Annotated in this window: 15 protein-coding genes and 1 tRNA gene; 4 read left to right on the top strand and 12 right to left on the bottom strand. The window is 44.7% G+C overall.

Annotation, left to right across the window (positions count from 1 at the left end):
• Positions 1-30 precede the first annotated feature (30 nt).
• The 4 genes from LAQ65_RS15200 to gltX all read right to left on the bottom strand — a co-directional run bounded on the left by LAQ65_RS15200 (position 31) and on the right by gltX (position 3,346).
• Positions 31-810 carry an enoyl-CoA hydratase/isomerase family protein gene (locus tag LAQ65_RS15200; RefSeq protein ID WP_224117848.1) on the bottom strand — a complete coding sequence of 260 codons (780 nt, stop codon included), beginning with the start codon at positions 808-810 and terminating at the stop codon, positions 31-33.
• Between the two features lie 26 nt (positions 811-836).
• Positions 837-1,277, bottom strand: coding sequence for a VOC family protein (locus LAQ65_RS15195; RefSeq protein WP_224117847.1), 441 nt, complete (start codon positions 1,275-1,277; stop codon positions 837-839).
• Positions 1,278-1,281: 4 nt separating this feature from the next.
• The gene (locus LAQ65_RS15190) at positions 1,282-1,698 is read right to left on the bottom strand and encodes a cobalamin B12-binding domain-containing protein (RefSeq protein ID WP_224117846.1); all 417 of its coding nucleotides are present in this window, start codon (positions 1,696-1,698) and stop codon (positions 1,282-1,284) included.
• A 118-nt stretch (positions 1,699-1,816) separates the two neighbouring features.
• A complete protein-coding gene (gltX, locus tag LAQ65_RS15185) occupies positions 1,817-3,346 on the bottom strand; it encodes a glutamate--tRNA ligase (protein WP_224117845.1) in 1,530 nt (509 codons plus the stop codon).
• Between the two features lie 29 nt (positions 3,347-3,375).
• Between gltX and LAQ65_RS15180 the strand changes: the two genes are divergently transcribed.
• Positions 3,376-4,008 carry a polysaccharide deacetylase family protein gene (locus LAQ65_RS15180; protein ID WP_224117844.1) on the top strand — a complete coding sequence of 211 codons (633 nt, stop codon included), beginning with the start codon at positions 3,376-3,378 and terminating at the stop codon, positions 4,006-4,008.
• 141 nt (positions 4,009-4,149) lie between these two features.
• On the opposite strand, the gene LAQ65_RS15175 is transcribed toward LAQ65_RS15180, so the two are convergent.
• Positions 4,150-5,049, bottom strand: a complete 900-nt coding sequence (locus LAQ65_RS15175; protein ID WP_224117843.1) for a hypothetical protein — start codon at positions 5,047-5,049, stop codon at positions 4,150-4,152.
• 96 nt (positions 5,050-5,145) lie between these two features.
• Here LAQ65_RS15175 and LAQ65_RS15170 point away from each other — a divergent pair, with 96 nt between their 5' ends.
• From LAQ65_RS15170 to LAQ65_RS15160, 3 genes are all read left to right on the top strand, one after another.
• Positions 5,146-5,922, top strand: a complete 777-nt coding sequence (locus tag LAQ65_RS15170; protein WP_224117842.1) for a TatD family hydrolase — start codon at positions 5,146-5,148, stop codon at positions 5,920-5,922.
• The gene (locus LAQ65_RS15165) at positions 5,919-6,968 is read left to right on the top strand and encodes an asparaginase (protein ID WP_224117841.1); all 1,050 of its coding nucleotides are present in this window, start codon (positions 5,919-5,921) and stop codon (positions 6,966-6,968) included. Before LAQ65_RS15170 ends, LAQ65_RS15165 begins: the two co-directional genes overlap by 4 nt.
• Positions 6,969-7,019: 51 nt before the next feature.
• Positions 7,020-7,107 (top strand) — tRNA-Ser (locus tag LAQ65_RS15160).
• 73 nt (positions 7,108-7,180) lie between these two features.
• On the opposite strand, the gene LAQ65_RS15155 is transcribed toward LAQ65_RS15160, so the two are convergent.
• From LAQ65_RS15155 to LAQ65_RS15125, 7 genes are all read right to left on the bottom strand, one after another.
• Positions 7,181-7,390, bottom strand: a complete 210-nt coding sequence (locus LAQ65_RS15155; protein ID WP_224117840.1) for a helix-turn-helix domain-containing protein — start codon at positions 7,388-7,390, stop codon at positions 7,181-7,183.
• 3 nt (positions 7,391-7,393) lie between these two features.
• A complete protein-coding gene (locus LAQ65_RS15150; protein WP_224117839.1) occupies positions 7,394-7,948 on the bottom strand; it encodes a DUF2975 domain-containing protein in 555 nt (184 codons plus the stop codon).
• 151 nt (positions 7,949-8,099) lie between these two features.
• Positions 8,100-8,705 (bottom strand): hypothetical protein, encoded by a 606-nt coding sequence (locus LAQ65_RS15145; protein ID WP_224117838.1) that lies wholly within the window; start codon positions 8,703-8,705, stop codon positions 8,100-8,102.
• A 141-nt stretch (positions 8,706-8,846) separates the two neighbouring features.
• Entirely contained in the window at positions 8,847-10,691 is a 1,845-nt protein-coding gene (locus tag LAQ65_RS15140) for a CocE/NonD family hydrolase (protein ID WP_224117837.1), read from the bottom strand.
• 83 nt (positions 10,692-10,774) lie between these two features.
• Entirely contained in the window at positions 10,775-11,767 is a 993-nt protein-coding gene (locus tag LAQ65_RS15135; RefSeq protein WP_224117836.1) for a DUF4421 family protein, read from the bottom strand.
• 10 nt (positions 11,768-11,777) lie between these two features.
• A complete protein-coding gene (locus LAQ65_RS15130; RefSeq protein WP_224117835.1) occupies positions 11,778-12,440 on the bottom strand; it encodes a virulence factor in 663 nt (220 codons plus the stop codon).
• Positions 12,437-15,040 carry a phosphatidylglycerol lysyltransferase domain-containing protein gene (locus LAQ65_RS15125; RefSeq protein WP_224117834.1) on the bottom strand — a complete coding sequence of 868 codons (2,604 nt, stop codon included), beginning with the start codon at positions 15,038-15,040 and terminating at the stop codon, positions 12,437-12,439. Before LAQ65_RS15125 ends, LAQ65_RS15130 begins: the two co-directional genes overlap by 4 nt.
• Between the last annotated feature and the right edge of the window lie 144 nt (positions 15,041-15,184).

Here is a 15,184-nt window from a genome sequence, read left to right as displayed (position 1 = left end):
TTTATTTGGTGTTTTTTGGCGTATGCAATTTTAAATCCCCTTAAAGGATGCGGGTCTTTTTTCCAGGAATGCCCTGGCGCCTTCTTTGGCATCTGCTGAATCGAACAATTCACCGAATGCGGCCACTTCAAGTTCTAATCCGTCGGGATGCCCGATTGCTGCAAGGTTAGTTAAGGAAATGATTTTTGCGATAGCAAGCGGTGCTTTACTGATTATTGTTTTGAGCAGCTGGGTTGTTTTTGGCAGTAACTCATCCGGGGAAGTGACATGATTCACTAAACCGAGTGATTTTGCTTCGGTTGCATCGATTATAGCTCCGGTCATCATCAATTCCATTGCTTTTCCTTTACCCACTAATTGGGTAAGCCTTTGAGTGCCTCCATATCCCGGAACAAGTCCCAGGTTCACTTCGGGTTGGCCGAATTTTGCAGATTCGGATGCCAGCCTGAAGTGGCAGGCCATAGCCAGTTCACAGCCACCACCAAGGGCAAATCCATTTACGGCTGCAATAATGGGCTTGGGACAGTTTTCAATTTTATTGAACACGAGGTCCTGGCCTTTTTTTGCCAGTCCCTGGCCGCCGCTGCCATCAAGTTCAAGGAATTCGCTGATATCGGCCCCGGCCACAAAACTTTTAGGCCCGGCCCCGGTAATGATGGCGGCTTTAATAGTATCATCTGTATAAACGCTAACCATAATTTGCCCAAGTTCTTCAATAACCGTTTTATTGAGTGCGTTGAGTTTATCGGGGCGGTTGATGGTAATCGTCAGGATTTGCTCCTGCAGGCTGGTAAGTATTGTTGTATACATTGAAATGTTATTGGTCTTTGAAGTTTTCACCCGCCGGGTGAAGTTATATTGCCGGAATTGTCAAGTGCTATAAAAGGGTTGTAGGCAAATTCCCACAGGTTGTTGTCATTGTCTTTTACATATCCGCTGTAGCCGCCCCAGAAGGCTTTTTCCGGCGGCTTAACAATTTCCACCCCTTTTTCTTTTAAGGAAGAGAATATATCATTTACTTCCTGTTCAGAATAGCAATTGATGGCGAGTGTAAATCGTTTGAAGCCGGCGCCATTGTTGATTATCCCGGCATCGGCAGCTAATTCTGAATCTGGAAAAAGGGAAAGTATGAGACCATTCATCTGAAAAAAAACGATGCCTTCAGAATCGTTTTCGAGGGGATGCCATCCGAATTTTTCCGTGTAAAATTTTTTTGATGCAGTGAGGTCACTAACCCCAAGGGTTACAAAAGAAATCCGTTGCGGAGGGTTGATCATATAGCTAAAAATTTCTGTGCGATTTCACCCAGTCTGTAATGTAAGCGGCAATTTCCGGTGTAGGCGTTCCGGGTGCAAACAGTTTTCCGACGCCCGATTTATTAAGGGTTACCATATCATCTTCAGGAATAATTCCACCACCGGTCAGCAATACATCATCCATTTTCTTCTCTTTCATAAGCGCTATAATCCTGGGAAATACGGTCATGTGCGCGCCACTTAAAATACTAATGCCAATGGCATCCACATCTTCCTGCAATGCTGCATTCACGACCATTTCGGGCGTTTGTCGCAGGCCGGTATAAATAACTTCCATTCCGGCATCCCGCAGCGCAGTTGCAATGACTTTGGCGCCCCGGTCATGGCCATCAAGGCCAACTTTGGCGACGAGTACCCTTATTGGACGATTTATTGTATGCATATAGCGCCGTAAAGATAGGGGAGTTTGGCTACCTGCTGAACAGGCTTTTCATTTCTGCAAGTCGGGTCAGGCAAGTGTTACCGCCATGGAAACTGCTTTTGCGAAAAGTAATATTTTGTCAGGCTAACTGTTCCAGGGCACGGTTGATCCTGAGCAAGGTTTCCTCTTTACCAATTGTAGCTGCGATATCAAATACTGCAGGTCCGAATTTTCCACCAACCAGCATGATGCGGAAGGGTAATTGCAATTCACCCATTTTAATACTTCTGGCTGTTGCCAGGTCTTTAAAGGCGGTTTCAATGGATGCAGCACTGTAATCCTGAAGTCCTGCCAGTACAGGTTGTATTTCCTTAAAAAAAACGGATTTATCCATATTCCATTTTGGCCTGATGCTTTCAGTGTCAATTATTTCCGGCGTCTGGAAAAAGAATTTTGATTGCTCTGTAAAATCAGGTAAAAGAGTGCAGCGTTCTTTCACCATGCCAATTACGGAAAGCAGGTAGTTGTCATCACTAACCACAATTCCATTTTTTTCCAGGATCGCTTTTACATCATTCTTGAGTCGTTCAGGTGTGGATTTCTTAATCCATTCCTGGTTGAACCACTTTGCTTTTTCAAAATCAAATTTGGCCCCGCCTTTATGGACACGATCGATGGAAAAGCGCTGGATCAGTTCATCCATGGAAAGGATTTCCTGTCCGCTTCCATCATTCCAGCCGAGCATGGCCAGCATATTCACGAAAGCTTCCGGTAAAAATCCCCTTTCCCGAAAGCCCTGGGTGAAATCATTTGTTCGCGGATCAGTCCAGTTCATGGCAAATACCGGGAAGCCGAGGCGATCACCATCGCGCTTGCTGAGTTTCCCGTTTCCATCGGGTTTTAAAATCAACGGAAGATGTGCCCATTGCGGCATGTCATCCATCCAGCCCAGGTATTTCCATAATAATATATGCACGGGTGCGCTGGGCAGCCATTCTTCCCCCCTGAATGCATGGGTAATTTTCATGGCGTAATCATCCACAACAACAGCCAGGTGATAAGTAGGCATGCCATCGTGTTTCAGCAACACTTTATCATCAACAGTTGATGTATTGAAACTCACTTCGCCCCTGATCATATCGGAAAAATGCACGGTTTCCTGCTCAGGCATTTTGATCCTGATCACATAAGGCACCCCACTGCTTATCAGCCGGGTTACTTCATCTTCACCAAGTGTCAGGGAGTTGCGCATTTTCATTCGCAGCTGGTGGTCGTATTGCGGTGAGGGATTCTGTTCTGTTTTGTAAATGGTCCGCATTTCCTCCAGTTCCGCAGTTGTGTCAAAGGCATAATAGGCATGCCCGCCTGCCACCAGTTTCTCCGCATACTCACGGTAACTGCTTTTTCTTTCACTTTGGCGATATGGGCCATAGGGGCCGCCTGCAACGGGACTTTCATCTGGTTTCATACCACACCATGCCAGGCATTCGAAAATATATTCTTCCGCACCGGCTACAAAGCGGTTTTGGTCTGTGTCCTCAATTCGCAATACAAAATCACCGCCATTATGGCGGGCAAATAAAAAGTTGTATAAGACTGTGCGCACGCCGCCCAGGTGGAGGCCACCGGTTGGAGAGGGTGCAAAACGAACGCGGACTTTCTTTGACATAGGCGCAAAGATAGTTATAGCTTTGGATTATGATTTACTGGTCTACTGCGAATGCTGTATTGCGGTTTTTGTATCCGTCCTGGCGCTGGAACGTGCCTGCACGTGAAAAAAAAATCTATCTCAGTTTTGATGACGGACCCCATCCCACCATTACCCCTTTTGTGTTAGAGCAATTAGCGCTATACAAGGCCAGGGCTACATTTTTTTGCATTGGTAAAAATGTTCGTGAATATCCGGCTGTATATGAAAAAATATTAAACAGCGGACATGCTATTGGCAACCATACCATGCACCACAGAAATGGATGGAAGACTTCAGATGATGAATATTTTAATGATATAGCACAGGCGGGTGAATATATAGACAGTAAATTATTCAGGCCACCTTATGGAAAATTAAGCAGGTTCCAGGGAAAAGCTTTGTCGAATGCCGGATGGGAAATAGTCATGTGGACAGTTTTAAGTGGTGATTTTGACCGGCAAAAATCCCCATCAGATTGCTGGGAGATTGTATGCAAAAATGTACAACCCGGATCTATAGTTTTATTCCATGATAGTGAGAAGGCCTGGGATCGTTTGCGGGAAGTTTTACCGAAGACCCTGGCGCATTTTTCAGCCGCAGGATTCACATTCGAACAACTTAGCATGAATAGTTGGAGGTGAAACAAGGGGTAATAAATTATGCAAATCTGTCATTAGATATTTGGGGACCCCTATAAAAAAAGTTGGGCCTGGGTAGAAACCCTGGCCCGTTTTTAATCCGTACCCTATGAAAACTGATTTAAAGGTAATTTATTTTTTTAATTACTTCAAAGTAATTTCTGCGGAAACCCCATTTACCGTGATTGTGGCTTTATTGTCACAGTCGCCATTACCAAAGTCCAGAATGCCCTGAGGACCATCGTTTCGCTGGATCGCCTGTTTACCTTTAACGATCCAATGACAATCGAAGTTCTTCACCAATGGTTCGATATTGGTGCTGGTCCAGGTGGCTACCTGGGTTCCTTTGTGAACTGTGCCACTGCCGTTTCCAACAATATTGAAAACGTCATCGCCTGGCAACCTTGGTGTACCCCATCCATCAACCTGGGTAATGGTGCGAACGCGGTTCCAGTTGGCATAGTCTCCGTTAAGGTGGGTTATCTTTCCATCAATTACCTTAGTTTCAAAGGTCAGTTGGTCTGAAGTGCTTTTATTTTCGATACGGTGTGTTCCTTCTACTTTAATATCGTTCACATAATAATTGTCGAAAGTTGTTTCAGCAACACTTCCTGGCTTAATCAGGAGGCCTGAATAGACGGTTATAATCTTTCCTTTGCGGGTACGGCCATCTTTTCCGGTACAACCAGTACCAAAGTCGATGGTAACTTTAACCGGGAAAGTATCGGGCAATGCCAGGAATTCAACAGAAACATTGAAACAAGGCGGGGGAACCGGGTCCAGTGGACCGGGCTGGTTGCTGTTGGCCGGGGTAAATACGCCGGTTCCACCAATTCCAACGGTGGTATTAACGCCCATTACATTATTGAAAACGTCATCGAAGGCCGTTTCTCCATCGGCATCTGCCTGAAGGGTAGCCTGGGACAGGTTTTGCTGGGCAGTTTGGGTAGATTGCTCATTGTTTTTCGAGCAGGAGGCCAGGAATAATCCAGAGGTTATGATCAGTGCGGTCGCAATGCGGCCTGTTGGAACTGTCATTTTCATAAGTGGTGATTTGTGGTTTTTAATGATGTGCTGATCTATGACTGACAAGGATAACAAACGTTTAAAAGAGGTTTAAATTTTGCAGACCTTTGTTAAATGATCCTTATTGATACCCATGCCCACCTGTACCTGGAAGAATTCAGGGAAGATATATCTGCAGTACTTGACCGGGCCGACAAAGCCGGGGTTGACCGTATCTACCTGCCGGCTATCGATAGCAGTGAGCACCTGCCGATGCTGGAGCTGGAAGCTAAATTTCCAGATAAGTGCCTGGCAATGATGGGATTACATCCCTGTTACGTGAAGGAAAATTACCTTGATGAACTGCAGTTGGTAAAGGATTGGCTGGCCAAAAGGCCATTTGCGGCAGTGGGAGAGATCGGGCTGGATTTTTACTGGGACCGGACCTTTGAGGAGCAGCAATACATAGCATTCCGGGAACAGATCGCCCTTGCCAGGCAATATGAACTGCCTATTGTGATCCATTCAAGGAATTCAACCCAGGAATGTATTGAGTTGGTTAAGGAGGCACAGGATGGCCGGCTTTCGGGGGTATTTCATTGTTTTAGTGGCAGTTATGAATTGGCTAAAGAGGTTGTTAAAGCCGGTTTTTACCTGGGTATCGGGGGTGTACTAACCTATAAAAATGCCGGTTTACCTGCTGTATTGGAAAAACTTGGCCTCGATCATCTTGTACTGGAGACCGATGCACCATACCTGACGCCCGTACCTTTCAGGGGCAAAAGGAATGAAAGCAGTTATTTGTCCTATGTGGTTGCCAAACTGGCCGAAATTTTTTCGGTATCACCAGAAGAGGTTGCGGAAATAACCACCTCCAATGCACGGAAACTCTTTAAATCTACCTTTCCATGACCAATTCCACCCCAAAATCAGCAAAAACCCGCATCCTGATTATTTATACCGGCGGTACTGTAGGGATGGTAATGGATGCAGCTACGGGCGCCCTGAAACCCATTGGTTTCAAGGAGATCCGGGACAATATTCCAGAAATCGTTAAACTCGGTTTCGAAGTGGAAGTGCATGCATTTAATCCACCGATGGATTCATCCAATATGCATCCCGATATCTGGGTGGAACTTGCGGGGATTATCGGGAAGAAATATGCCGCCTACGATGGGTTTGTGATTTTACATGGGTCAGATACCATGGCCTTTACAGCATCGGCCCTCAGTTTTTTATTGGAAAACCTGTCGAAGCCAGTGGTTTTAACCGGTTCGCAGTTACCCATCGGGGAAATCCGTACAGATGCGAAGGAGAATATTATCACCGCGTTGGAAATAGCTGCAGCCCGTAAGGGTGGGAAGGCCCTGGTGCCAGAGGTCTGTATATATTTTGATTACCAGCTTTTCCGGGGAAACCGGTCCAAGAAATACAATGCCGAGAAATTTGAAGCATTCTATTCAATGAATTACCCGCCCCTGGCAGAAGCAGGCATCAGCATCAAATACCAGCGGCAGTTTATTTTAAAACATCCTGAAAAGCCATTGAAAGTGCACCGGAAGCTGGATCCTGCTGTGGCGGTGCTGAAAGTGTTTCCGGGAATAACCCAGGCAACGGTTGATGCTGTATTGGAAACCAGGGGCATTAAGGCTGTAATCCTCGAAACTTTTGGTAGCGGCAATACAACAACGGCAAGCTGGTTTACGGATAGTTTGCGTAAAGGAATCAAAAGGGGGTTGGTCATTGTAGACATTACGCAATGTGATGGTGGTGCCGTTGAGCTGGGGCGCTATGAAACCAGTGTACAGCTGAAGGAAATGGGTGTGGTAAGCGGATATGATATGACTTTCGAAGCCGCATTGGCGAAGCTGATGTTCCTGCTTGCACAGAAACTTTCACGAAGCCGCCTCCGTGAATTATTGGAAACTTCTTTGCGTGGTGAGTTGACCAATGCCTGATTTCACTATATTTGCGACCCGTTTTTACCCGCCGGGTAAAAACAGGAAATTGGAGAGTTGTCCGAGTGGTTGAAGGAGCACGCCTGGAAAGTGTGTATACCTCTAAAGGGTATCAAGGGTTCGAATCCCTTACTCTCCGCAATAAATCAATGAAAACGCAGTTCCGGAAAGAAATTGCGTTTTTTTCGTTTAAGCCAGGTAGTAAAATCGGACTATTCCTCCTTTTTGTATTCCAGGATATCGGCAGGCTGGCAATCCAGCACTTTGCATATTGCTTCGAGCGTACTAAACCGGATCGCTTTTGCTTTGCCGGTTTTGAGTATAGACAGGTTGGATAATGTCAAACCTACTTTGTCTGAAAGTTCATTCAGCGACATTTTACGCTTAGCCATCATTACATCAAGATTTACAATGATTGGCATAGGTTATACAGTTAATTCGTTTTCGGTTTGTATTTCAATGCCGCGCCTGAATACCTGGGCAATCACAATCAGGGTAACGCCCATAAATAGCCATACATCAGCGCCTCCTAAACGCAGGTATTGTATATCGGGCATTTTCACACCCTGCTGCGTAAACCAGGCTGCATGTTTCACACCCCACCAGGAGAATAAGCCAATGCCTAAAGCCAGGTAAGCGATGTTGAGGATCACACGCAACACGTCCTTGTTGAAAGGCTGTGACATATTTAGTTTTTTGTCCTGCAGCATTTTGATGATCAGGTAGAAGATCGTTGCCCGCATCATGGCTACGATGCACATGATCGAGGTCTGTACTAAAAAATAGCCGCGGTCGAAATTGTATAGGGGAGACAGGTCGTTGCCTTCCCAAAAATTGGAGGCCCCCTTCGGGTTGATCACCATAGTATAAACGGTATTGGAGATGAAACCGCCGGCCTCGATACAGACACCGATGAAGATGATCCAGGACAGCACAGCCAATACGTTTAAGATCTGCCCGGTTGTGATTTTAATTTCCATAATTGCTTGTTTTGGCATTAACAAGTCAAATATAATAAATAATTATTGAAAAACAATAAATATTAGCTGAATTACGGTAGTGAGCCCATTATATACCTAAATGAGCCAATTATAATTAAGAATGAGCCAATTATTTTTATTTCTGAGCCAATTAAATCAGGTCAATATTATTCTTGCCGGGTGTATTGGGGTCTTCAGGATAGGGATGCGCCAGGCTATAGATGGCACCGGCGCCCTTTGCCTGGAAGCTGATAATGCCCTGGCTCATCATGTCCTGCAAGTGGCGGGTAGCCGTAGCTTTTGACACTTTATTGATCTCCTGGTAAATGGCATTGGATAATTTTTGCTGGGCAACCAGGTAGGCGAGGGCGGTTGCCTGTGGCACCGTCAGCAGGAACTTATCCAGGTAATATTGCAGGATTTTATGCTGTTGTGCGCTGGACAGTTTATAGCTGTGCTTTGCCATGTAGGCCTGAAGTGCAGTGTGGTAGACGCTTTTTCCGCGTAGTCTTTTATCGTTGCGGATCTTCTTTTCGTAGGCTGCATTGCGCTCCGGATCTTTAATGACCCCACTGGCATAGGCCGATGCCAGTCCAAATAATTTCTGGTATTCTTTTTGTGCATCATTATATTGCACATGGCTCATATCAGGGTATTGCGCTACAAAGCTCTTTCCGTTGATCTCTTTGTATACGATCTGTTTGCCCACGGCTCCCTGGGCACCGGTCATTAACAGGTTATTTGTTACACGCGCCATGTGTACAATTTATAAACATTTTGAATTTGCCATCCTACGTCATCCTACGTTATCCTACGTCTTCCTACGTGTTGCTCATTACCTCCACCTAACCACCTTATGACCATCAGCCAACCAATACCATAATCAGGGTATACGCAGTTAATCCCTCATTACCGGCAACTCAATATAAGTCGGGTATTGCGCAGAATGGTAAATATGCTGTTCCGCTTTGATATAGTCGGTGGCATTGGCTTCGAAAATATTCGGGACATATTTTTGCGGATTGCGGTCAATTATGGGGAACCAACTGCTTTGAACCTGGATCATGATGCGGTGGCCTTTCCTGAACCGGTGGTTAATGTCGTGGAGGTCAATCACAAATTCTTCGGGCTTTCCCGGGGTCAGCGGGGCAGGCTTTGCAAAACTTTTCCTGAACCTTCCCCTGAATACTTCCATGGCTACCGGTAACTGGTAACCGCTCATGGCTAAATTTTCAGGATCAAAATCCGGGTATACATCAATAAGTTTTACCACCCAGTCTGCGTCAGTTCCGGAGGTGCTTGCAAATAAATGCGCCAAAATTTTACCCGTTACTGTAAGATCCTCCTTAAGGGAATCCATAACAAAGCTCACTACATCCGGCCGGGTATATACAAAACGCTGGTCTTCTACCTGCCATTGTCTCCAGCGGCTTCCAGGGCCGTAAGTCGCTTCAATGGGCAGTGTACGATAGGGTACAGGTTTGGCCGGATCACTGGTATAGCTCGTAAAGGAGCCTGTTGAACCCGGTTTATTGAATGATGCAGTATTTCCCGCGCCGGCATACAATTTTTTAATGACAGCTTGTTTTGGTGGCCAGGTAGCATACTGCTGCCATTTATTGCTGCCGGTCTGGAAACAGTTGGCTTCTGCAAATTGTCCGTTGCCAATTCCTTTCAGCCAATAATCAAACCATTGCTTCTGGAGGTTGCGAAACCATTCGCCGGTATTGCTGCCAAAGGAAATTTTACCCAGGCTGTCGGCCTTGCTTCCGCCCCACTGGCCGTGGTTCCATGGACCAAGCACGATGAAGTTCCGGTTATTGGAATCTTTCTTTTCCATGTGGCTATACATCAGTTGCGGCCCATTAATGTCTTCCTGGTCGAAGTAACCGCCAACATGTAATTGCGGAATCTGCGGGTAACGGATATAATCCAGCGGGGAGTTTTTTGACCAGTATGCATCATAGTTTGGATGTGCTACAAAACTATTCCAGGTTGGGATCTTATTCCTGAAGTAAACACCATTAACATTTTTAAGCGGCCCCAGCTTAAGGTACCAATCGTACAGATCATACTGGGGGAATGGAAAATTACTGTCGGTCGTTTTATCAAATTCCACTTCATAAGAATATTCCATACCATAACTCAAACGGAAAGCACCGTTGTGGTGAAAGTCATCGCCTAAAAACAGGTCACCCATGCAGGCCTGTTCAGATGCGGCTTTTAAGGCGGGGTGCGGATCTACGGATCCCACCAGGGCTAACCAGCCTGGATAAGAAATACCATAAATACCAGCTTTCCCATTGTTGTCTGCCAGGTTTTTGACCAGCCAGTCTACAGCATCCCATGTGTCGGTGCTTTCATCAATTGCTCCTTTCACTTTTTCATGGGTGAGTGGCTGGTGGATTTGCATATCGCCTTCACTTTTGTATTTGCCACGGATATCCTGGAATACAAAAATGTACCCTTCTTTAGCCATTGGATAAACAGACCCCATCAGGCGTGTTTGAAAAACAGTGTCATCAGGAATAGGGATGTCAGCGCCGTATGGGGTACGCTGTATCAAAATGGGTACTTTTTGTTTCGGGTTAACCGGACTAAGTATAACCGTAAATAATTTTTTACCGTCCCGCATGGGGATCATGGCAGATGTTTTCTTATAGAAAGCAATACTATCGGTTTGTGAATAGGTGCTAATGCTGATGATGCAAGAAAACAGCAGCAGAATAATGGCTTGTTTCATGTACTTGAAATTAGAATAGTGAAGCTTATTGAAGATAGGAAAGTTTCAGGCTATTTTAATTAAGGGACACGGAGAACCACCTTTTATAGCAGGCCCATAATTTTGTGCGGTGCATTCCCAAAACGATAACCCATCGTTAAATAAGTATCACTGTTCCTTACCGTTAGTTTTGACGCAGGTAACCTGCTTTCCGTTTTATTATAAAGGGTATTCAGGTAAATATAAAACAGTGTGCCATTGTAGCCGCTGCTTATCATTCCACGGAAATTGTACGTCAGTTTGCCTGAATTTTTTGTTTCATCCGCGAGTTCTTTCTGAACACCCAAACCACCCATTATCCAGGGGTTAAGGCTCCAGTGCCCTTTGTTCCAAACGAAGTTGTACGTATAGCCGCCATTGAAGAAAGTATTCATCCAGCCGGAATGATTCGAAATTGCATGATTCAACAGGCTGTCGGATGGGGTTAATTTGAGGCCCGGGTTATTGTTTTGGGCAAACTGGTGTATTGTTGGGTTGAAATTGAACAGGAAGCTGCCTGCTGATTTTACCTGCTGCTCCCCATAATTTATTGCGGCGGGTAATGAAAACCGTTTTGAATTAAAAATGTAGGTCAGTTGCGCAGAATAATTAGCATAACCAAAGTTATTGAACACCTGGTATTCCTGGTGCCTCCTGCTGATGGGCATGACAAGCGCATTGTATTTTTCATATAAACCTTCAATCCTGAGCTTTGACCCTGTTTTACTTAATTGCAGGCTATGCGCCTTGCGCCCTTTGATATTGTTGTCAACAAAGGTCCTGGGCAGGCTGGTAGAAACATCCACTGCTAACCATTTGTAATCGATATGCATTCCTATATAAGCACTTGTATTCGCTTTTAAATCATGGTGACTTAAATAACTGTCGTTATTGTTTGGTTTGAAATTAAATACAGTATTGTACCTGCCGGTATACCATTCCAGGTCGTTTGATTTCGTGAATGGCCGGATATAATTTGAATCCTGTGCCTGCTGGGCCAGGCAATTCTGGACAAGCGACAGAAGGATAATAAAAAAAAGAAAATATTTCGGCTTCATAAAATCTGCGTCAGAAATTTGTAAACATTATTTGTGCCAATTCATCGGTATTACCCTCGAAATGATGACCACCAGGCAGTGAAATGGCAGTGAAATTCTTAAGGTGTATGGATTGCAACGGGAAATTCTTATCATCTGCTCCGAATACAGCTACAGTTTTCTGGATTTGTAAGGCATTAATAGCCTCTGCCACCTGGAGTTTCCGGGAATTTGAAAATCCAAGGATATCGGATACATGTATTTCGAAATCTGTAGAGGAAGAAGGCGCCAAAAGCAACAGTCCGCTTATTTTTTCACGGATTCCTGGCTGCAGCTGATTAATAATGAAAGGCAATACATCTGCACCGAATGAATAACCTATGAAAATGATTTTTTCATTTTGGAGGTTACCGTATTCCTTTTGCAGGTTGTTGGTTATGTCGAGTGCAGTTTGCTCTGCAGTTTTTTTATTCCAGAAATAATCCCTGGCGTTAAGGCTGGCCACCCTGAAGCCATTTGCATTGATGGTGGAAGCCAGCTTTGTGGAAAAATTATTCCATCCGCCATCCCCGGAGATGTAAAAGACAATAGGTTTATGGGTGTCTTTAGCGGGATAGTATTTAACCGGAAAATCAGGTTGTGCAAATGCTGTAAATCCGGCAAGCAATAAAATGGAAATGACTGTTCCCCTCATATGCCAGGCATTTTTTCAGGTTGCATCACTTTATTCAGTGCGGCAGGAAGCTGTACCAGGTCAAAGTCATTTTCATAGACCAGGTATTTATTAACCCACTCGGTAGCATATTTTTCCTTGAATTCCCGCAGGCCCTGGTAATGACGGAACCGCTTGATTTTTTCATAGGCATATTTTACCACCCTTTCAGCGGTATTCTCAGGCTGGGTTATACCAGACATCGGAACCAGTCCGAGGTTCAGGTAACTCAGGCCTTTTTCTTTTCCGTATTCGGCCAATTTAAGCAACAGGGCATCCATGCTGCCACCGGGAGCATCTTCCGTCTTACGGATAAGGTCATACGTGCATTCATCTGGTGTGTAATCGGGTATGATATTCAGGAAGGCCACCACCATATTATCGCTGTCATGCAGGGCAATGATATCCTGGTTGGTGATTATCCTTGGATCAAACATGCCCTGCGAAAACACGATTTCAGATTTATTGTAAGCTGTAAGCCAGGCATCGGAAACGGCTTTCAGTTCATTTACCAGGGAGCCGGACAAAGGCGCAGTATGGATTTTCAGGGTATACCCTTTTTTTGTTAAACTGTTTAATGCATTGCGCAGCGACTTGTTTTGTTTTCCTTCCAGTGTGAAGTCTTTTATGGACATAATGCCTTCCTGCCCGATTAATAATTTTTTCTTTTTGAGTTCATCAAAATAGTAGAGGCTCTCTTCATCAATCCGGTAAAAAGCGGGTTTTAATCCCATTTTCCGGCATTGTATTTCAAATTCATTCAGTATTAAAGTTTTATCAGATTCGGCACATACGGGTTCTTCCAGTACGATAGCGAATCCATTAGCAACTTTATACGCTACAAAACCTTCATAATGGTCTGAGATGAACAGCAATTTATCAGCATCCACCTTGAAAAAATCGACTGGTGAATTACCGTATTGGCTTAGCAGGAATTTTGCTTTTTCACGCGCTTCCAGACCCGTTCCTTTGGGGTGGATGAATGGCTGGACGATCGTGTATAGCAGGAATATCCAGGCACCGGATCCTAATACTTTAAGGGATACAATAAATTCATTGCCAAACCTGGTTATGGGCACAAGGTCGTCGTTTGCGATTAGGAGGAAACTGTTGAAGGCATATTTTACAGATTGCTGAAAGCTGAAATCAATCCCGAAGTTCCTTTTATCGAGGTAATAAAATCCAATAGCGCCAAAGATAAGTGCCACTACGAATGTAGCCAACGCTGTAACTACCCCGATATTTATAAATTTTGAATTGCTTTTTTGCCTGTATTGGTTTCTTGTGAGCAGCAAAACAATGACTATACAAAATGCCAGGATTGCTTCTTCGTAATCAAGCGCTTTCGTAAGGTGTCCCAAAAGCGACAAAGAAGAAAACAGCACAGCCAGCCACCAGGCCCCTTTTAGTCCGCGGAATAAAAAAGCCGCGGTAACCAACAATACAAGCCCGGTTAATATGATCATCCAATTGGAAGCATGGATTGATCCCAAAGGCAGGTATTCCCTCAGCAGCCGCATACGGGAAGCTACAGGTGGTGTTAATACAGAGAAAATGTTGACCATTCCCAGGAGGAAAATCAGGGTAGGCGGGAGTAAACGCAAAAACAAATGCCTGCCTTTCCAGGCCCATGCCAGGAAGCCGGCGAGTAAGGGCAGCCAAAATTCGAAGAGCCGGTATAGTAAAGTGATTTCAAGGGCCTCCATGGTGGTGAATCCATACAGCTTCAGGATATAGGTGAGTGATAATTCAACAGCACCCAGACCTTTTAAAAAGGGTGAAATGACCAGGAACAGTGTAGAAATAATATAACCCGTGAAAGCCGCTTCCCAGGAAGGCTGAACCCCTATTGCCCGCATGGCGATATACAGGTGAAGGATGCCTGCCAGTTCAATGGCAACGGAAAACAGAATGGCGATTACCAGTGGCCTGTATGCAAGGTTAAATGAAAATAAGTCTTCGAGGTGTTTTTCAGCCTGGGGGAAATACCGAACAAAAACCTGGTGCAAACGGCCCTTTTTCCGAAAGGTTGCCAGCGCAAAAATTAATACAGCCAAAAGAATAATTACGGTAATAAGTGTTGAAACTGCACCTTTAATATGCTGTTGCTGGAATATCGTATACAATATAACGGGTAAGCCTACCAGTATTACAGAAGCAATGCCGATGAATCCCTGCATACCAGCGCCCTGGAAAACTTTATGGCGCTCGATATTTTCCTTGCGCAGCATTGAAGGCAGGTAAGCAAATGCTGTAATACCACCGCCAGGAAGGAAAGTGCTTATAAAATTCCGTTTCAGGAAAAGCTGGCCGGCAGGCAGCCAGTGAAGGGTAGATTGTATTGATTTGAAACTGTAAACAAAAAGCCCCGTTTGCAAAATGATATAGACCAAAGTAATTGCAAAACCGGCTAGCAGCCAGTTTTTATTGGCTTGTTCGATATATGGGATAATAGAACTTAATTCATGTCTTTCCTGGCGGAAAAAATAAATGCCGACAAGGATGAAAAGAACAGCCAATAATTCTTTCCAATGGATGTTTCGAAAGAACTGAACCAGTTTGTCCTTATTTACTGCAAGCATGGTAAATTGATTATGTAAAATTACTTAAATGCTGGACCACTCAGGGTTATTATTGCTTAACAATGGTTAACCGGCGGTTAAGGTTGAATAAAAAAAAGGGCACCGTAAAAACGGCGCCCGTTCGGTGACGTGGAATGCAGGGCA

The sequence above is a fragment of the Flavihumibacter profundi genome, assembly GCF_020076305.1.
GTDB classification, from domain to species: Bacteria; Bacteroidota; Bacteroidia; order Chitinophagales; family Chitinophagaceae; genus Flavihumibacter; species Flavihumibacter profundi.
The sequence above is the reverse complement of the archived record's forward strand: the minus strand, read 5'-3'. Positions and strand labels throughout refer to the sequence as shown.